Source organism: Marinobacter sp. X15-166B (assembly GCF_001752365.1).
Taxonomy (GTDB): domain Bacteria; phylum Pseudomonadota; class Gammaproteobacteria; order Pseudomonadales; family Oleiphilaceae; genus Marinobacter.
On record NZ_MEIY01000001.1, the window covers coordinates 2,079,341 to 2,096,545 of the forward strand.

Genomic DNA, 17,205 nt, shown 5'->3' on the forward strand with positions numbered 1-17,205 from the left:
CAGCCGGTGAATAAGCGACCCGCACCCTGACAGTGTCAGGCTGCGGGTTTTATGTTTTAGCCTGATGTGTCAGGGGTACAGTGAGGAGTGGTGTGATGGCGGTAGGGCCAGGTACGTTGCCTGAGTTTTTTCCAGTAGCGGGTGTCCAGCTTGGGGTGGCCAGTGCAGGCATCAAAGACCCGCAAACCAACGATGTGGTAGTGCTGGCGTTGGCCGAGGGCAGTCGGGTCGCCGGCCTGTTCACCCGTAACCAGTTTTGCGCCGCACCCGTGCACGTGGCTCGTGACCACCTGAGCCGGCAGGCACCTCGCTACCTGTTGATCAATACAGGCAACGCCAATGCGGGCACCGGTGCCCAGGGGATGGCCGATGCCCATGCCTGTTGCGACGCCCTGGCGGCGGCGGCCGGGGTCAGCAGTCGGGCGGTGTTGCCGTTTTCAACCGGGGTGATTGGCGAGCCCCTGCCGGTGTCGAAAATCGTGGCCGCGATCCCCCGGGCGTTGGCGGACCTGTCCCCCAGCAACTGGGCGAAGGCGGCGGCGGGTATCATGACCACCGATACCCGCCCCAAGGGAGCGTCCCGGCAAGTGACTCTGGGGGGCACCACCGTGACCATCTCCGGGATCAGCAAGGGCGCGGGAATGATTCGTCCCAATATGGCCACCATGCTGGGCTTTATTGCCACCGACGCCTGCATCCAGCCTGAGTTACTGCAGATGCTGGCCACGGAGCTGGGGGACCGCTCGTTCAATCGCATCACCGTGGACAGCGATACCTCTACCAACGATGCCTGCATGCTGGTGGCCACAGGAGCGTGTGGCGGCCCTGAAATCACCCTGGCGAGCACCGAATTGCCCCAGTTGCGCGCGGCGCTGCTGGAGGTGTATCTGGAGCTGGCCCACGCCATAGTGCGCGACGGTGAAGGGGCCACCAAGTTCGTCACCATTGAAGTCAGTCATGCCCGCAGTCAGCAAGAGGCTCTGGATGTGGCGTACACCGTGGCCCATTCCCCGCTGGTCAAGACGGCGCTGTTCGCATCGGACCCCAACTGGGGCCGGATACTGGCAGCCGTCGGGCGGGCCGGAGTGGCCAATCTGGATGTGGACGCGCTGGAAATCTGGCTGGGCGATGTGTGCCTGGTGCGTGACGGGGGGCGGGCCGCAGACTACAGTGAGGAGCGTGGTCAGGCCGTCATGGATCAGGAAGAGATCACGATCCATATCGATCTGCAGCGTGGCGAGGTGTTTGAGCGGGTGTGGACCTGCGATTTCTCCCACGATTATGTCACCATCAATGCCGAGTACCGCAGTTGATATGGCGGAGATTCATGTCGCGGTAGCGGTGATTCGCCGTGCTGACACCGTGCTGATTGCCCGCCGGCCGGACCGTGTCCACCAGGGCGGGCTGCTGGAGTTTCCCGGTGGCAAGGTCGAGCCGGGCGAGTCGGTACTGGCTGCCCTGGTGCGTGAAATCCGGGAAGAAACCGGGCTGCAGCTGGACCGCCACACGTTGCAACCGCTGATTCAGGTGCGGCACGATTACGGTGACAAGCGGGTACTGCTCGACGTCTGGAGCACGGCTGAGGTGGCCGGCGAACCGGAAGGGCGGGAAGGTCAGCCCATCGGCTGGATGCCGGTGAGCCAGCTGCGGGACGAGGACTTCCCGGCGGCCAACCGGCCCATTCTCCGGGCACTGCGGCTGCCCGCCACCTACGCCATTACCGGCTCTATTGTCTCGTTCCGTGCAGGAGTGCAGCGCCTGGAGCGCCAGATGCAGACCCATCGGCCAGAACTGGTGTTGTTGCGGGCCCCTGAGCTTTCCACCGAAACCTACGCCGAACTGGCCGAGATGGCGCTGGCGTTGTGCGCCCGGCAGGGCAGCCAGCTGATGCTGCACGGCCGGCCCGATCTGGCCCGTCACCTTAGCGATGCCGGGCTGCATCTGCCCTTCCGGCAGGCGCAAGCGCTTGGCGCCCGACCGGTGCCGGCCACACAATGGTTTGCGGTCTCCTGCCACAACGCCGCAGAAGTGGCCCATGCCGTTGCCATTGATGCGGATTTTATCACCCTGTCACCGGTTCGGCCGACCGCAACCCATCCTGATGCCGAGCCCCTTGGGTGGCAGGCCTTCCACGAGCTGGTCGGGGGGTGTTCACGGCCGGTTTATGCCCTCGGCGGGCTGGACGAGCAGCAGTTGGAGCAGGCGCAGCGGCAGGGCGCGCAGGGCGTGGCCGGGATACGTTTCTGGTGGTGAGCGGCTATCTGCTATGCTGTACCTCCCATTGATTCAATCGCTGAAGTTACAGGAGCTGATGTGAGTAAACTAACCCACCTGGACGACCAGGGCGCGGCCAGAATGGTGGATGTCACCGCCAAGGCAACCACCGAGCGGGAAGCCCGCGCAGAAGCCTTGATCACCATGGCCCCCGCCACCCTGGCCATGATTATCGATGGTGAACACCCCAAGGGCGACGTGCTGGCGGTTGCCCGCATTGCCGGGATTATGGCCGCCAAGCGCACCCACGATTTGATTCCCCTGTGTCACGCATTGAATCTGACCTCGGTCAAGCTGGAGCTGACCCCCCAGCAGGAGCCCTGCGCCATTCGCATTGAAGCCCGCTGTAAACTGGCTGCGCAGACCGGAGTGGAAATGGAAGCTCTGACCGCAGCCAGTATCGCCGCCCTGACCCTGTACGACATGTGCAAGGCGGTGGATCGGGGCATGGTCATCGGTCAGGTGCGTCTGCTGGAGAAAAAAGGCGGCCGCAGCGGGCACTGGAGTGCCCCGTCGGACTAGCGCCTGGATCTGCTGCTGCAAAGACACGCCGCATCGGTCCGCAGTTCTCGGCAACAAGCGCTTGGGGAGTCTGTGAGAATCCGGGCAGCGCTGCGTCGGTTTGGAATTAGCAAGCCCTCACGGCCGTGACTGGCTGTTCGGATTATCACCGGTCCGGTAGGTTCATGAGCCGGCCGGACGAGACCCCAAGTCGATTAGTTAATTGTGTGCTGGGCGGCCGCCATCTGCTAAAATGCGCCGCTTATTGAATTTAACCACGAGGAAACACTGTGGCTGTTCGCTATGTTGAGACCTGCCGTTTGCCAACCCCCTTTGGCGTCTTCGACATGCACGGTTTTGAAGAGCTTGAGACCGGCAAGGAGCACGTTGCCCTGACCCTGGGCGCCCTGGATAGTGACGAACCTATGCTGGCACGCACCCATTCGGAATGCCTCACCGGCGATGCGCTCTACAGCATGCGTTGCGACTGTGGCTATCAGCTTGAAGAGGCCTTGCGCAGCATTGCCCGGGAAGGCCGGGGTGTACTGCTGTACCTGCGACAGGAGGGGCGTGGCATAGGGTTGCTCAACAAGATCCGCGCGTACAATCTGCAGGATCAGGGGGCCGACACGGTTGAAGCCAATGAGCGTCTGGGCTTTGCCGCCGACCTGCGCGACTACAGCATGTGTCGGGAGATGCTGGCTCACCTGGGGATTACCCGGGTGCGACTGATGACCAACAACCCCCGCAAAGTGGCTGCCCTGGGTTCCTACGGGGTGGAAGTGGTGGAGCGGGTGTCCCTGCATGTTGGCCGTAACCCGCACAATGAAGGTTATCTGGATACCAAACAGAGCAAATTGGGCCACTGGCTGCAAACCCATCAGGATGACGACCCGGTCTGAGTGCCGGGTTTTGCTTGCCCCATCCTTCCGGGCGGCCCAATTCCGCATTACCTTCCGTCAGGTCGCCGGCCGGGACTCCAGGCGTGCCAGGCGCGCTGCGATGGCGCGCTCGATGCCAGACGCATCCAGACCGCAGTCGGCCAGCAGCTCATGGTGCGGGCCGTGGTCAATGAACCGGTCGGGCAACCCCAGATGCAGAATGGGGCGGCTCAGTCCCTGCTGGTTCAAAAACTCGGCCACCGCGCTGCCGGCGCCCCCGGCAATGGCGTTTTCTTCAAGAGTGACCAGCAGTTCGTGCCGGGCGGCCAGTTCGGTGATCAGCGCCTCATCCATGGGCTTCACAAAACGCATGTCCACAACCGTGGCGTCGAGCGCCTCGGCGGCGGCTAGCGCACGGGGCAGCAGGGTGCCGAAATTGAGAATCGCGACCCGCGTGCCCTCTCGCATACGCCGTCCTTTACCAATAGGCAGGGTGCTCAGATCCTCGTCGATGCTGCTTCCGGGGCCGGTACCGCGCGGGTAGCGCACGGCCGCCGGGCCGGCGTATTGCAGCCCCGTATGCAGCAGCTGCCGGGTTTCGTTTTCATCGGCGGGGGTCATCAGCAGTATGTTGGGGATACAGCGCAAGTAGCTGATGTCAAACGCGCCGGCGTGAGTCGGGCCGTCTTCGCCCACCAGCCCGGCCCGGTCGATGGCAAACAGTACGTCCAGATTCTGAATGGCCACGTCGTGGATCAGCTGATCGTAGGCCCGCTGCAAAAACGTGGAATAGATCGCGACCACCGGTTTGGCGCCATCGCACGCCAGGCCGGCGGCCAGCGTAACGGCGTGCTGTTCGGCGATCGCCACGTCGTAATAACGCTCTGGAAAACGTTCGGCGAAAGCCAGCAAGTCGGAACCTTCACACATCGCCGGGGTGATGCCCACAACCCGCTCATCCTGTACCGCCGCATCGTGCAGCCACTGGCCAAATACATTGGCGTACTTCGGTTGTGGGGTGCTGGGTTGGACTGGGACCGCCTGATCTGCAGGCAGAGGTTCGATCTTGTTGATGGCGTGATAGCCAATGGGGTCGGCTTCGGCAGGAGCAAACCCTTTGCCTTTGGTGGTGACCACGTGCAAAAACTGCGGTCCCTCCAGCTCACGGATATTCTCCAGAGTTTCCACCAATACGGACAGATCGTGGCCGTCGATGGGACCGATGTAATTGAACCCCAGCTCTTCGAACAGGGTGCTGGGAGAAATCATACCCTTGAAATGTTCTTCGGTTTTGCGCGCCAGGGCCATCAGGTTTGGCGCACTCTGCAATACCCGTTTGCCGCTGTCGCGCATCTGGTTGTAGGTCGGGCTGGTCAGCAGTTTGGCAAAATAGTTCGACAGACCGCCCACGTTGTGGGAGATCGACATGTCGTTATCGTTCAGAATCACCAGCATGTTGGCGTCGAGATCACCGGCGTGGTTTAACGCCTCAAACGCCATGCCGGCGGTCATGGCTCCATCACCAATGACAGCGATACTGCGTCGCTGGCTGTTTTGCATACGCGCAGCAATGGCCATGCCCAGGGCCGCGCTGATCGACGTGCTGGAGTGGCCGACACCAAAGGTGTCGTATTCACTTTCGTCGCGTTTGGGGAATCCGGCGAGGCCACCCTTGCGGCGAATGCTGTGCATCTGTTCGCGCCGGCCGGTGAGAATTTTATGGGGGTAGGCCTGATGGCCCACGTCCCACACCAACCGGTCATCCGGCGTATTGAAGGTGTAATGCAGGGCCACGGTCAGTTCAAGCACGCCCAGTCCGGCCCCAAAATGCCCGCCGGTCTGGCCCACCGACCACAGCAAGAAAGCCCGCAGCTCACGGCTCAGTTGTGGCAGCTGGTCACTGTCGAGCAGGCGCAGCTGGTGAGGGGTGTCAATCCGGTCGAGCAGTGGCGTGTTGGGCCGGTCTGCCGGGATCTCTTTAAAGGTATATGTGTCCTGCATCCGCTTGGGTCTTTTAGGTTATACGTGAGCGTTAATATCGGTTATTCACGGTTGGCGCTGACTTTAATGAGTGCGGGCCACCACAAAGTTTGCCATGGTGCGCAGCGCCTCCGCTTCCGGCCCGAAATCCTGCAAACTGGACAGTGCCTGATCCAGCAATACGGTCAAGTAATCTTTGGCGCCCGCTACCCCGAGCAGGGCCGGGTAGGTGGGCTTGTGTTTGGCGATGTCCGAACCCTGAGGTTTGCCAATCACCTTGGTGTCCCCTTCAATATCCAGCAAATCGTCCTGTACCTGAAATGCCAGTCCCAGCGCCCGGGCGTACGCGGACAGGCGTTCCAGTGCCGCCGGGTCGGCCGGGTCGGCGGTGAGCGCACCCAGACGCACACTGGCTTCTATCAGGGCCCCGGTTTTATACCGGTGCATGGTCTCCAAAGCGCTCAGCGTCAGGCTTTTGCCAACCGATTCGAGATCGATGGCCTGTCCGCCCACCATGCCGGCAAAACCGCTGGCCCGGGCCAGTTCCGTGACCATCTGCAAACGGGTGCGGTCACTCAGTTCGGGGGCTTCCGCCAGCCAGCCGAACGCCAGTGACTGCAGCGCGTCGCCGGCGAGGATGGCTGAAGCTTCGTCGTAAGCGATGTGGGTGGTCGCGCGGCCCCGGCGTAAATGATCGTCGTCCATGGCGGGCAAGTCGTCATGCACCAGTGAGTAGGCATGGATCAGTTCAACGGCGCAGGCCGGCACCATGGCGCGGCTTTCCGGCTGGCCCACCGCCAGGGCCGACGCCAGGCAGAGAATCGGACGGATGCGTTTGCCCCCACCGAGTACGCTGTACTGCATGGCGCTTTCCAGACGGGCCGAGGCGGTGCCGGTCGTTGGCAGACGCTGTTTCAGTGCGGCATCGATGCGACGGGCGCTGGACTCGATAAAATCGGCAGCGGTGCAGTGATCAGGCATCGGTTGGCTCATCGGGGCTGAACGGTCGGGTTTCCAGGGTACCATCGCTGCGTTCCACCAGTTGCTCCACCCGTTGCTCGGCCAGCTTCAGGGCCTGCTGACAATCACGGGTGAGACGCACGCCTTGCTCGAACGCGCCAAGAGATTGTTCGAGGGACAGCTCGCCCTGTTCAAGCTCCCGCACCAGGGTTTCAAGCTCGTTCAGGGATTTTTCGAAATCGGCAATGGAAGTGGTGCTGGTCTGCTCGGCCATGCTTGTGGTTCTCCGGTGGGTCCACGGATTTTGGCGGATTATATCAGAGGATCCCGGTGCCAGCAGAATTGTTGTGTACCTCCGGGTCTTCCTTCGGCATGCCAGGTCTGCTCGGTGACCATGATCTCGCCCTCCCGGCTGAGGGAGATGATGGTGGTAGCGCGGGTGCCGTAGTCGGTCCCGCTGATGAATGGCGATGACAGAAAACGCTCGGTCTCGAGGGCCACGCCGGTATCCGGGAGCAGGTGGTCGGGCGCAGGGGTGGTGTCTTGCAGGTTGGAGATCAATCGCTCGTGCAGCAAACTGGTACGCCCGCAGCGGGCGGCCGCCAGAGTCTGGCTGATCCTCTGGCGTAAGCGGATCAGTTTGGGCCATGGGCTTTGCAGCAAATGATTGCTCAAGCCATAGGAGCCTCGGTATACCCTGCGCCCGGGATGGGCGTCCCGGTTGCTGAAATACCAGCCATGCTGGCCCGAGATGGTCAGCAGATTGAATCCCGCGTATTGGTCCTGGTGCTGCAAAAGATGGGTTTCCAGCTCGGCACCGGGCATCGTGAGCGCGCGGATCGGGAGTTCACCGCGGGTCACCTGCCCGGGCTCCGGGCTGCCTTCGCGCACATTGGTCACCGCGGCAATGTCGCCTTGCCGGTTAACCGCAAGCCAGGTACCGCCGGATTGCAGATCCTTGCCGGCGAGCAGATCTGACTCTGGCCACCAGCTCATGGCGGTGGTGGGACGGGGGTAAAATTCGTCCCGGTTAGCCGCCACCACGACGGGGTAATCCGGATGCTGTCCGAGGGAAAAAGCAATCAGGCACATGTGGTCAGGGTCCGGTTGATGGGGCGAATTCACGGGGTGTTGTGTGTATCATACTGGCCTCTGTGTTGCTGTGGTGCAGGACTATCATGACGTTAACATTTTTGTTTGCAATGTACCTCGCCCTCGGGGCCGTGGCGGGTGTTTTGAGTGGCCTGTTTGGCATCGGTGGCGGCCTGATCATAGTGCCTGTACTGATCTTCACCTTTGGTTTGCAGGGGGTGAGTGCCGGCGTGGCGGCCCATCTGGCCATCGGAACTTCGCTGGCTACGATTGTATTCACGTCGTTGAGTTCGATTGTTTCCCATCACCGGCGTGGCGGGGTGCATTGGGGCATTTTTCGGCTGATGGCCACCGGAATTGTTGTCGGTGCCGTGCTGGGTGCGTGGACCGCCTCGTTGTTAAGCGGTGACATGCTGAAACTGATTATCGGTGTGTTTGTTATTGTGGTAGCCCTGCGGATGTTGTTTGGGGGCAGTCCGAAGCCGGGCCGTGAGGTACCAGGTGCGCCAGGATTGATGGGCGCCGGCGCGGGTATTGGCTGGGCCTCGGCGTTATTCGGCATAGGCGGCGGCACGCTGACGGTGCCGTTTTTGAGCTGGTGCAATGTACGGATGCAGCAGGCGGTGGGCACCTCGGCCGCCTGCGGCTTACCCATAGCCTTGGCCGGCGCGGCCGCTAACATTGCCACGGGCTGGCGCCATCCCGGTATTCCCGAGTACAGCCTCGGGTTTATTTACCTGCCCGCCTTGCTCGGCATTGTGCTGACCAGCATGGTCTGCGCGCGCTTCGGTGCCCGCCTGGCACACCGGCTGGATGCGGTATTGCTGAAGCGTATTTTTGCCGGGTTGCTGATTGTGGTCGGCATACGATTTCTGTTTTGAAACAAGAGGCTGATGATGCTTAAACACCCCCAGTTTGATCCGGTTGCAGTTTCTGTCGGGCCGCTCAAAATTCACTGGTACGGCCTGACTTACCTGGTGGGGTTTGCGGTGGGCTGGTGGTTGGGTCGGGTGCGGGCCCGCAAGCCCTGGAGTCCGCTGAATGAAGAACAGGTGGGTGATCTGCTGTTTTATATTGCCCTGGGGGTAATTCTGGGGGGCCGTTTTGGCTACGTGGTGTTTTATAATTTCGACAGTTTTGTGGCCGACCCCCTGTGGTTGTTGCGCATCTGGGAGGGCGGCATGTCGTTCCATGGCGGGCTCCTGGGGGTGATGTTCGCCATGTGGTGGTTTGGACGGAAAGCGGGGCGCAGTTTTTTCGAGCTGGCCGATTTTGTCGCGCCGCTGGTACCGGTGGGCCTGGGAGCTGGCCGGATCGGTAACTTTATTAACGGCGAACTCTGGGGCAGGGCTACTGACCTGCCCTGGGGGATGGTGTTTCCACAGGCGCCAGACGCGCTGGCCCGGCACCCCTCCCAGTTGTATCAGTTTGCGCTGGAAGGCGTGCTGCTGTTTACGGTGTTGTGGTGGTTCTCCTCCCGGCCCCGACCGAAAATGGCGGTGTCCGGAGTGTTTCTGGGTTGTTATGGCCTGTTTCGCTTTCTGGTGGAGTTCGTGCGCCAGCCGGATGCCCAACTGGGTTATCTGGCCTTCGACTGGTTGACCATGGGGCAGCTGTTGTCGCTGCCGATGATCCTGGCGGGATTGCTGTTGCTGGCCCTGGCCTATCGCCGGCAGCCGGCCTAGCCGGCCAGGGAGCCCCGGCTGCGCTGCCCGTCGTTACTCCGAAAACGGATACCGGATCGGGTCGTGATGCTGATAGCCGCTGACGCTGAAGTCATCGACGGTCACCCAGGTTTCGATGTCTTCCAGGGTTTTGATGTCGGGGTTGATGTGCAGTTGTGGAGACGGATAAGGCTCCCGCTGCAATTGCACATCCCGGAGCAGCGGCAGCTGATCTTCGTAAATGTGGCAGTTGACCAGTCGGTGAAAGCAGGTTTTGGCGTTTTTGCCGGTGATCTGCGCCATCAGCGCCAGCAGGGTAAACACCTGCACCTGGTTGAAGTTCAGCCCCAGCGGCACATCGCAGCTGCGCTGATAGGAGGTCAAATACAGGTCGTCGCCCAGCAGTGAGAAGGTGTGGGTATGCATGCACGGACGCAGGCAGCCCAGATGAAGTTCACCGGGGTTGTAAAACGTCAGGATTTCGCCCCGGTCGTCAATGCCCCGGGACAGGTTATCCACAATTTTTCTGAGCTGGTCGACCTGTCCGCCGTCAGGTTTGGCCCAGCGGCGGCCCTGGACCCCATACACCCGCCCCATATCATCTTCACCTTTGCGGTTTGGGTTCTCCAGCCAGGCCCGGGTCTTATTGGCGTTGGCATTCCAGGTGTTGCAGCCAATGGCACGGAACTGGGCGGCGCTGTCGTAGCCGCGCAGGTAGCCCAGCAATTCGGCGATCGCACTCCGGTAAAAGCTCTTCCGGGTGGTGATTAACGGAAACTGGTTGTTTTCGGCATCGTAATCCAGAGAGGCGTCAATCACCGTCAGGCAGCGCTTGCCGGTTCTGTCGTTTTCGACCCATACGCCGTCTTTGATGATGCGGCGGCAAAGATCCAGGTATTGCTTCATGTGTTATCCGGTTGGTTGGGGGTTCGGAATGACCAGGGGCATTTTATAACCATCGGGCGCACGTTACCATGTGCACCCGGAACTAACCCGTAGTGAGGACAGACTGTGATAACAGCATTGATTGTGGCGATGGCCCGCAACCGCGTGATCGGGCGCAACAACGCCTTGCCCTGGTATTTGCCGGGAGATCTGCGCTACTTCAAGCAGGTCACCATGGGCAAGCCCGTGATCATGGGCCGCAAGACCTGGGACTCGATCGGCCGTCCCTTGCCGGGGCGCATGAATCTGGTGGTCACTCGCAATGCGGACTGGCCGGTCCCGGCCGGGGCGGTGGTATCACCTTCGCTGGCGGCGGCTGTGGCCAAGGCGAAGGCCCACGCCGAGCTGGAGGGCAGTAACGAAGTGATGATTATCGGCGGCGGCCAGGTCTACGCCGAGGCGTTGCCGCAGGTGGACCGGATGTACATCACCCAGGTGCACGCTGAGGTTGAGGGGGATGCCTGCTTTCCGGTGGTTAACTGGGACGAGTGGGAGGAAATCGGACGGGAGGATTTCTCCGCGTCCGATAACAATCCGTACGACTACAGTTTCGTGGTCTATCAGCGCTTGGCGTCGGACTGACGGGGGGGCCGCTTGCCGCCCCGGGCCGGTGGCTTGCCCCGGGAGGCACCGCCTTTCTTGAAACCGGGCCGATGACCGCGGCGCTCGCCACCCGGGCGGTGGTGGCGGTCACGGGACCGGCGGGCCCCGGGAACCGGCACCGGCAGGGCTGCCGGCTGTTCGAGTGGCAGGGCCCCGGGCTGGGCGGTTTCCATCCACGCCGCCAGGGCGCCGGCGACCATCGCCATATCCATTTCGTTACGCTGGGCAATGTCGTCCAGCAGCGCGATGGCTTTGCCCAGTCTGCGGTCTTCCGTAAAGCCCAGCAATTGTGACTCAAACTGTTCTTCCCGCATTTTTTGCAGGGCAACCGGGGACGGCAGCTGATAATCCTTCATCGGCGAGTTGGTCGCCCGCTCGAGGGTTTTCAGCCAGCTGCGCTCACGGGGGGTGACCAGCAGAATCGCCTTGCCGGTCCGGCCGGCACGCCCGGTGCGGCCGACGCGGTGAATATACGCTTCGGTGTCGTAAGGCACGTCGTAGTTGATGACGTGAGTGATCCGGGGAACGTCCAGACCGCGGGCGGCCACGTCGGTGGCGATGATGATGTCTTTTTTGCCACGTTTCAGATCTTCCACGGTCTGTTCACGCTGACGCTGATTGATGTCACCGTTCAGCGGGGACACGGCGTGACCGCGGGCGGCCATTTTCTCCGCCAGAGCAACCGTTTCCGCCTTGGTGCGGACGAAAATGATGGCCGCGTCAAAGGGTTCGACCTCGAGGATGCGGGTCAGCGCATCGAGTTTGCGCTCAGCGTACACCGGCAGCACAAACTGCTCGATCCGCTCGACAGTGCGGGTCGCGCTTTCAATCTTCACTTCCTGGGCGTTGCTCAGGTATTTTTGCGCCACTTTGCGGATTGGCGCGGGCATGGTGGCCGAGAAGAGGGCCCGCTGACAGTCCGCGGGCGTTTCCGCGATTATGGTTTCGACGTCATCGATAAAGCCCATGCGCAGCATCTCGTCGGCTTCGTCGAGAATCATGGCCTTGAGGTTGTTCAGTTTCAGCGTGCCGCGGCGCAGGTGGTCCAGCGTACGCCCCGGCGTGCCCACAATAACCTGGGCGCCCCGCTTCAGGGCCTTGAGCTGGGGGTAAAAGTCCTGGCCGCCGTAAATAGGCAGGACGTTGAAATTCTTGAAATGGTTGGCGTAAGTATTGAACGCTTCCGCAACCTGGATAGCCAGCTCCCGGGTGGGGGTCAGCACCAGAATCTGGGTGTCGTTGGAGCTGGCGTCAATGCGGCTCAGCAGGGGCAGTGCAAACGCCGCGGTTTTGCCCGTACCGGTTTGCGCAACGCCCAAAAGGTTTTCACCTTTCAGCAAAATGGGAATGGCCTGGGCCTGGATAGGAGAGGGGGTCTCGTAACCGACCGCGGAAACCGCAGCCAGAACAGACGCGTCGAGGCCAAGCTCAGCAAAAGATTGTGTTGACATCAATGTACTCGGAAATCGGAGGGTAGGGCACCGCTTGGGCGATGCGTGATGGCAATTATTATAGACGTTTTTATGGCGGTTTTGTACGTGTGGCCGCGATCAATCCGTAGGTAGTTGCCGGTGAGCGGCGAGATCTGCAGGCAAATCAACCTTGCAGGCGTCATTAATAATGCGGGCAAAATCCTGCGGTGAGTCCTCCTGTAAAAAGTGACCGCCCTCCAGGGTAATGTGCGGCTGGCCATGGGCGCCGGGAATTCGTTGCTGCATGGTGCGGTCAGCGCCGCGGGTGATGGGGTCGCGGTTGCTGAAACAGGTGATGAAAGGCTTGTGCCACCGCTCCAGCGCAAGCCAGGTTGCTTTGTTGATCTCATGCTCGGGGGCTCTGGCGGAAGGAAGCGCCAGCCGGGGGAAAGCCCGCGCACCGGCCTTGTGGGCCAGGGTCGGAAACGGGGCCTCGTAGGCCGCGCGCTCCTGAGGGCTGAGCAGGCGGGAAGTGCCGAGCTGAACAATGCGGCTGACGGGAAACCATGGACTGTGGGCCGCGAAGGCCCGCCACCAGGAATAGCCGGTCAATGATCTGGGTTTTCCCGTCGGCAGCAGCCCGTTGCCAACGATGACCCGCGCGAACCGCCGGGGCTGTTCGGCAATCAGCCGGAGGCCCAGCAGCGAGCCCCAGTTCTGGCACACCAGAGTGATGTCTTTGAGCTCCAGCGCATCCAGCCACCTGGTTAGCCACAGCAGGTGGCGCTCGTAGCTGTAGTCGCTGAGGGCTGCGGGTTTGTCCGACTTGCCGAAGCCGATCAGGTCGGGGGCCAGCACCCGGGAACCCGCCCCGGCTACCAGGGGGATCACATGACGATACAGGTACGACCAGGAAGGCTCACCGTGCAGCATGATCACCGGGTGGGCATCCGCCGGGCCTTCGTCGACATAATGCATTCTCAGGTTGGGCTGAACATCCAGATAATGAGGCGAAAACGGGTAATCTGGGAGGCCGGTAAAGCGGGTCTCATCAGTTCGCAGAATACGCATTACGGGTTGCACGTCCTGACAGTTGGGGCGGGGTGGCGATCTTCAGCTGGTGAAACGCCAGCATAATGCAGAACGGCGGGCGCTGTGTGGGGTTTGCGTAACAGTGCGTTGAGGCTTTGAATCAGTCAGCGACGGTTGTTACTCGAGGGGGTCATCGAACACGTCGGTCGCGGGGCGTCGGTTGGAGCGTTTGTCATCCCAGCTCAGAACCTGCGGGTCGTACCAGCCGATCTGTTCGAGAACCCGCTCCTGAGTGCGTGCTGACAGCGTGGGCCACAGACACAGGAAAGCCGCCAATCCGGCTTCCCGCTGACGCGCCTGCTTGCCGCGCAGGCGTTGAATGATCAGCGGCAACTGCAGGGCCTCCCCCAGCTGGCCGGGAATGATGACCTCCTGTCCCATGAACTGCTTGCGGTGGGTGCGCGCAGACAGGACCTCACTGAGAGCGAGCGCCGCTTCCAGAGCGGTTTCGGTGTCGAAGGTTGCCGTATCCAAGAGTTCAGCCCGTTTTTAAAATTGGACAAGAATCGATCACTATACCGGTAATGGCACCTGATTTACCACGCCGGCATGTTAGGCTACCGGCCATTGATTCGGGTTTCATCGAGCCCCCGGTGGCTCAAACACAATTCAGGAAGTGGTTTACATGTACGAAAAACTGGAGCAGCGCACGTTTCTCGCCATGCTGGTGTTGGTGTCGGTGGCCTTTGTGTTTCTGATGCGGCCGTTCATCGGACCCATTTTCTGGGCGATCGCCATCGCGGTAATTTTTTACCCTATCCAGGTGTGGTTGCTGAGCAAGCTGGGCAATCGCCCCAATACCATCGCGTTCATCACCCTGTTGTTGTGCGTGGTCATCGTCGTACTGCCAGTGATCGCGCTGGTCTCGTCGCTGGTGGCCGAGGGGGTGTGGCTGTACCAGCAGATACAGGACGGGGTGATCAAACCCGGGGAGTATATCGACAGGGTCAATCAGTCCTTCCCGGCAATTCAGGGTTTTCTGGCTCAGTTTGATATCAACTTCAATGAGTTGCGCGAGCGAGCGGTGACTGCCGTGGTGGGCGCCAGCCAGTTTCTGGCCAAGCGGGCCCTCGGACTCGGGCAGAACACCTTCCAGTTCTTTCTCAATCTGGCGCTGATGGTGTATCTGGCGTTTTTTTTGTTGCGGGACGGCACCAAGCTGGTGGACCTGATGATTCATGCCTTGCCCCTGGGTGATGAGCGGGAGCGCCTGCTGTTCGCCAAGTTTGCCGAGGTCACCCGGGCCACCGTGAAGGGGAACCTGCTGATTGCCATCATCCAGGGCGCGCTGGGCAGCTTTATATTCTGGGCGCTGGGTTTGTCCGGCGCCTTACTGTGGGGGGTGGTGATGGCCATCGTGTCGCTGCTGCCTGCCGTTGGGGCGGCGATTGTGTGGGTACCGGTGGCCATTTATCTGGCGGCCATCGGAGAGATGCTGTCGGCCACGATCCTGACTTTGTTCGGGGTCATTGTGATCGGCCTGGCGGACAACATCCTCCGGCCGATATTTGTGGGCCGGGACACCAAATTGCCGGATTACATCGTGCTGCTCTCGACCCTCGGCGGTATTGTTATGTTCGGTATCAACGGCTTTGTGATGGGGCCCTTGGTGGCGGCCCTGTTTATGGCCTTCTGGGGGATCTTCATTCGGGAATTCGGCAGCTACGACGAGGTGCCGGTGCAATCACTCGAGCAAGACCTCGAGGAAGAATAACGCGCGGGTAAGGGGGTGAGGAAGGGGCCCCCTGGCGGCGCTCATCCGCCGGCCGGGGACCCGTGTTTACAGAGAGACTGTCAGTCGAGCTTGCTTACGTCCCGCACGGCGCCTTTGTCGGCGCTGGTGGCCAGCAGGGCGTAAGCCTTCAGCGCCGCTGAGACCTTGCGAGGGCGCGGTTGCTCCGGCTTCCAGCCCAGTTCTTCGCGGGCTGCGCGACGCCGGTCGAGCTCGTGCTGGTCAATCTGCACGTTGATCGACCGGTTGGGGATGTCGATATGAATCAGGTCGCCGTCTTCAATCAGCCCGATCGCGCCACCGGCGGCCGCTTCCGGTGAGGCGTGGCCGATGGACAGACCGGAGGTGCCCCCGGAGAAACGACCGTCGGTCAGCAGTGCGCAGGATTCACCGAGACCCTTGGATTTCAGATAGCTGGTCGGGTACAGCATTTCCTGCATGCCGGGGCCGCCTTTGGGGCCTTCGTAACGGATGATCACCACTTCACCGGGTTGCACCTCGTCATTGAGAATGCCGGTAACCGCCGTGTCCTGGCTTTCGAAGATCCGCGCCGGACCCTCGAACACAAAAATACTCTCATCCACGCCGGCGGTTTTGACGACACAGCCATCCACCGCAATATTGCCAAACAGCACCGCCAGACCGCCTTCACTGGAGTAGGCGTGGTCGACCGAGCGGATGCAGCCGTTGGCGCGGTCACCGTCCAGGGTCGGCCAGCGGGTGCTTTGGCTGAAAGCGGTCTGGGTGGGTATGCCGGCGGGGCCGGCTTTATAGAATTCGATCACCTCGGGGGTGGGGTTGCGCATGATGTCCCAGGTGTCCAGAGCCTCCGCCATGGTGTTGCTGTACACCGTAGGCAGGCTGGTGTCGATCAGACCACCCCGTTCCAATTCGCCCATCAGCGCCATGATGCCGCCGGCACGGTGCAGATCTTCCATGTGGTAATCCGGGGAGTTGGGGGCAATCTTGCACAACTGTGGCACCTTGCGGGACAGCTGGTCGATGTGTTCCAGCGTGAACGGCACCCCGCCTTCCTGCGCGGCCGCCAGCAGATGCAGAATGGTGTTGGTGGATCCGCCCATGGCAATGTCCATCACCATCGCATTCTTGAAGGCTTCCAGGGTGGCAATGCTGAGGGGCAGGACACTGGCATCGTCCTGTTCGTAATAACGCTTGGTGATCTCGACGATCTGCCGGCCGGCCTTCAGGAACAGCTGCTCACGGTCGGCGTGGGTGGCCAATAACGAACCATTGCCCGGCAGGGCCAGACCGATGGCTTCGGTCAGGCAGTTCATGGAGTTTGCGGTGAACATACCGGAGCAGGAGCCGCAGGTCGGGCAGGCGCTGCGCTCGTATTCGGCGACCTTTTCGTCCGAGGCATCCGAGTCGGCGGCAATCACCATGGCGTCGACCAGGTCGAGTTTGTGCTCGCTGAGCTTGGTTTTGCCTGCTTCCATCGGTCCGCCGGACACAAAGATGGTGGGAATGTTCAGGCGCAACGAAGCCATCAGCATGCCCGGGGTGATCTTGTCACAGTTGGAAATACACACCAGGGCATCCGCGCAATGGGCGTTGGCCATGTACTCCACCGAGTCGGCGATGATTTCCCGAGACGGCAGCGAATAGAGCATGCCGTCGTGGCCCATGGCAATGCCATCGTCCACTGCAATGGTATTGAATTCCTTGGCGACCCCGCCGGCGGCTTCAATCTCGCGGCACACCAGCTGGCCCAGGTCTTTGAGGTGCACGTGGCCAGGGACAAACTGGGTAAACGAGTTAACAACGGCAATGATCGGCTTGCCAAAATCGTCATCTTTCATCCCGGTCGCACGCCAGAGTGCGCGGGCACCCGCCATATTGCGGCCAGCGGTTGAAGTCTTCGAACGGTACTGAGGCATGGAGTTATGGTCTCTTCTTGGTCAGCGGTGAGTCAAAACCCAAAGCATAACAGATTCGTTGATTGGTATAGTAGGTGGCACAACGCTTGGTTGTTTGTGGCGGTCACAGTTACACTGAGGTAACAGTGTTAACCGCGACTCAGTGTATCAGTGACGCAGTGCGCGTGGATT

General features: G+C 61.2%; 17 protein-coding genes. 8 read left to right on the forward strand and 9 right to left on the reverse strand.

Annotated elements, in window-relative coordinates; translation table 11 throughout:
• The first annotated feature begins 95 nt into the window (after positions 1 to 95).
• From argJ to ribA, 4 genes are all read left to right on the forward strand, one after another.
• A complete protein-coding gene (argJ, locus tag BG841_RS09745) occupies positions 96 to 1,313 on the forward strand; it encodes a bifunctional glutamate N-acetyltransferase/amino-acid acetyltransferase ArgJ (protein ID WP_070057476.1) in 1,218 nt (405 codons plus the stop codon).
• 1 nt (position 1,314) lies between these two features.
• A complete protein-coding gene (locus BG841_RS09750) occupies positions 1,315 to 2,253 on the forward strand; it encodes a Nudix family hydrolase (protein ID WP_141737077.1) in 939 nt (312 codons plus the stop codon).
• A 60-nt stretch (positions 2,254 to 2,313) separates the two neighbouring features.
• Positions 2,314 to 2,796: a cyclic pyranopterin monophosphate synthase MoaC gene (moaC, locus tag BG841_RS09755; RefSeq protein WP_070057478.1), complete on the forward strand. Its 483-nt coding sequence runs from the start codon at positions 2,314 to 2,316 to the stop codon at positions 2,794 to 2,796.
• 269 nt (positions 2,797 to 3,065) lie between these two features.
• Complete coding sequence (gene ribA / locus BG841_RS09760; RefSeq protein ID WP_070057479.1) at positions 3,066 to 3,677, forward strand: GTP cyclohydrolase II; 612 nt, start codon at positions 3,066 to 3,068, stop codon at positions 3,675 to 3,677.
• Between the two features lie 57 nt (positions 3,678 to 3,734).
• Here the strand turns inward: ribA and dxs are convergent, their stop codons facing one another.
• The 4 genes from dxs to BG841_RS09780 form a co-directional block, all read right to left on the reverse strand.
• A complete protein-coding gene (gene dxs, locus BG841_RS09765) occupies positions 3,735 to 5,657 on the reverse strand; it encodes a 1-deoxy-D-xylulose-5-phosphate synthase (protein ID WP_070057480.1) in 1,923 nt (640 codons plus the stop codon).
• A gap of 63 nt (positions 5,658 to 5,720) precedes the next feature.
• On the reverse strand, positions 5,721 to 6,617 hold the full coding sequence (locus BG841_RS09770) for a polyprenyl synthetase family protein (protein ID WP_070057481.1): 897 nt from the start codon (positions 6,615 to 6,617) through the stop codon (positions 5,721 to 5,723).
• Entirely contained in the window at positions 6,610 to 6,870 is a 261-nt protein-coding gene (locus BG841_RS09775; RefSeq protein WP_070057482.1) for an exodeoxyribonuclease VII small subunit, read from the reverse strand. Before BG841_RS09775 ends, BG841_RS09770 begins: the two co-directional genes overlap by 8 nt.
• A 38-nt stretch (positions 6,871 to 6,908) precedes the next feature.
• Positions 6,909 to 7,688, reverse strand: a complete 780-nt coding sequence (locus BG841_RS09780) for an NRDE family protein (protein WP_070057483.1) — start codon at positions 7,686 to 7,688, stop codon at positions 6,909 to 6,911.
• 86 nt (positions 7,689 to 7,774) lie between these two features.
• On the opposite strand from BG841_RS09780, the gene BG841_RS09785 reads away from it, so the two are divergent.
• Both BG841_RS09785 and lgt read left to right on the forward strand, forming a co-directional pair.
• The gene (locus BG841_RS09785) at positions 7,775 to 8,569 is read left to right on the forward strand and encodes a sulfite exporter TauE/SafE family protein (protein ID WP_070057484.1); all 795 of its coding nucleotides are present in this window, start codon (positions 7,775 to 7,777) and stop codon (positions 8,567 to 8,569) included.
• Between the two features lie 15 nt (positions 8,570 to 8,584).
• A complete protein-coding gene (gene lgt, locus BG841_RS09790) occupies positions 8,585 to 9,373 on the forward strand; it encodes a prolipoprotein diacylglyceryl transferase (RefSeq protein WP_070057485.1) in 789 nt (262 codons plus the stop codon).
• A gap of 33 nt (positions 9,374 to 9,406) precedes the next feature.
• On the opposite strand, the gene BG841_RS09795 is transcribed toward lgt, so the two are convergent.
• On the reverse strand, positions 9,407 to 10,258 hold the full coding sequence (locus tag BG841_RS09795) for a thymidylate synthase (protein WP_070057486.1): 852 nt from the start codon (positions 10,256 to 10,258) through the stop codon (positions 9,407 to 9,409).
• Between the two features lie 129 nt (positions 10,259 to 10,387).
• On the opposite strand from BG841_RS09795, the gene BG841_RS09800 reads away from it, so the two are divergent.
• Complete coding sequence (locus BG841_RS09800; RefSeq protein ID WP_070057487.1) at positions 10,388 to 10,879, forward strand: dihydrofolate reductase; 492 nt, start codon at positions 10,388 to 10,390, stop codon at positions 10,877 to 10,879.
• On the opposite strand, the gene BG841_RS09805 is transcribed toward BG841_RS09800, so the two are convergent.
• From BG841_RS09805 to BG841_RS09815, 3 genes are all read right to left on the reverse strand, one after another.
• Positions 10,858 to 12,351: a DEAD/DEAH box helicase gene (locus tag BG841_RS09805; protein ID WP_070057488.1), complete on the reverse strand. Its 1,494-nt coding sequence runs from the start codon at positions 12,349 to 12,351 to the stop codon at positions 10,858 to 10,860. The two genes, BG841_RS09800 and BG841_RS09805, sit on opposite strands and share 22 nt — an antisense overlap.
• Before the next feature lie 99 nt (positions 12,352 to 12,450).
• Positions 12,451 to 13,383 (reverse strand): haloalkane dehalogenase, encoded by a 933-nt coding sequence (locus BG841_RS09810; protein ID WP_070057489.1) that lies wholly within the window; start codon positions 13,381 to 13,383, stop codon positions 12,451 to 12,453.
• A 138-nt stretch (positions 13,384 to 13,521) separates the two neighbouring features.
• On the reverse strand, positions 13,522 to 13,878 hold the full coding sequence (locus BG841_RS09815) for a hypothetical protein (protein WP_070057490.1): 357 nt from the start codon (positions 13,876 to 13,878) through the stop codon (positions 13,522 to 13,524).
• 151 nt (positions 13,879 to 14,029) lie between these two features.
• Here BG841_RS09815 and BG841_RS09820 point away from each other — a divergent pair, with 151 nt between their 5' ends.
• Complete coding sequence (locus BG841_RS09820) at positions 14,030 to 15,118, forward strand: AI-2E family transporter (protein ID WP_070057491.1); 1,089 nt, start codon at positions 14,030 to 14,032, stop codon at positions 15,116 to 15,118.
• Between the two features lie 80 nt (positions 15,119 to 15,198).
• Here the strand turns inward: BG841_RS09820 and ilvD are convergent, their stop codons facing one another.
• Complete coding sequence (ilvD, locus tag BG841_RS09825; protein WP_070057492.1) at positions 15,199 to 17,034, reverse strand: dihydroxy-acid dehydratase; 1,836 nt, start codon at positions 17,032 to 17,034, stop codon at positions 15,199 to 15,201.
• Positions 17,035 to 17,205 lie beyond the last annotated feature (171 nt).

Bases quoted from the DNA above. Each gene is read 5' to 3' on its own strand.
- dxs (WP_070057480.1), bottom strand. From the start codon at position 5,657: ATGCAGGACACATATACCTTTAAAGAGATCCCGGCAGACCGGCCCAAC.
- BG841_RS09750 (WP_141737077.1), top strand. From the start codon at position 1,315: ATGGCGGAGATTCATGTCGCGGTAGCGGTGATTCGCCGTGCTGACACC.
- argJ (WP_070057476.1), top strand. From the start codon at position 96: ATGGCGGTAGGGCCAGGTACGTTGCCTGAGTTTTTTCCAGTAGCGGGT.
- BG841_RS09810 (WP_070057489.1), bottom strand. From the start codon at position 13,383: ATGCGTATTCTGCGAACTGATGAGACCCGCTTTACCGGCCTCCCAGAT.
- BG841_RS09785 (WP_070057484.1), top strand. From the start codon at position 7,775: ATGACGTTAACATTTTTGTTTGCAATGTACCTCGCCCTCGGGGCCGTG.
- BG841_RS09770 (WP_070057481.1), bottom strand. From the start codon at position 6,617: ATGCCTGATCACTGCACCGCTGCCGATTTTATCGAGTCCAGCGCCCGT.
- BG841_RS09780 (WP_070057483.1), bottom strand. From the start codon at position 7,688: ATGTGCCTGATTGCTTTTTCCCTCGGACAGCATCCGGATTACCCCGTC.
- BG841_RS09775 (WP_070057482.1), bottom strand. From the start codon at position 6,870: ATGGCCGAGCAGACCAGCACCACTTCCATTGCCGATTTCGAAAAATCC.
- BG841_RS09795 (WP_070057486.1), bottom strand. From the start codon at position 10,258: ATGAAGCAATACCTGGATCTTTGCCGCCGCATCATCAAAGACGGCGTA.
- BG841_RS09805 (WP_070057488.1), bottom strand. From the start codon at position 12,351: ATGTCAACACAATCTTTTGCTGAGCTTGGCCTCGACGCGTCTGTTCTG.
- BG841_RS09800 (WP_070057487.1), top strand. From the start codon at position 10,388: ATGGCCCGCAACCGCGTGATCGGGCGCAACAACGCCTTGCCCTGGTAT.
- lgt (WP_070057485.1), top strand. From the start codon at position 8,585: ATGCTTAAACACCCCCAGTTTGATCCGGTTGCAGTTTCTGTCGGGCCG.
- BG841_RS09820 (WP_070057491.1), top strand. From the start codon at position 14,030: ATGTACGAAAAACTGGAGCAGCGCACGTTTCTCGCCATGCTGGTGTTG.
- ilvD (WP_070057492.1), bottom strand. From the start codon at position 17,034: ATGCCTCAGTACCGTTCGAAGACTTCAACCGCTGGCCGCAATATGGCG.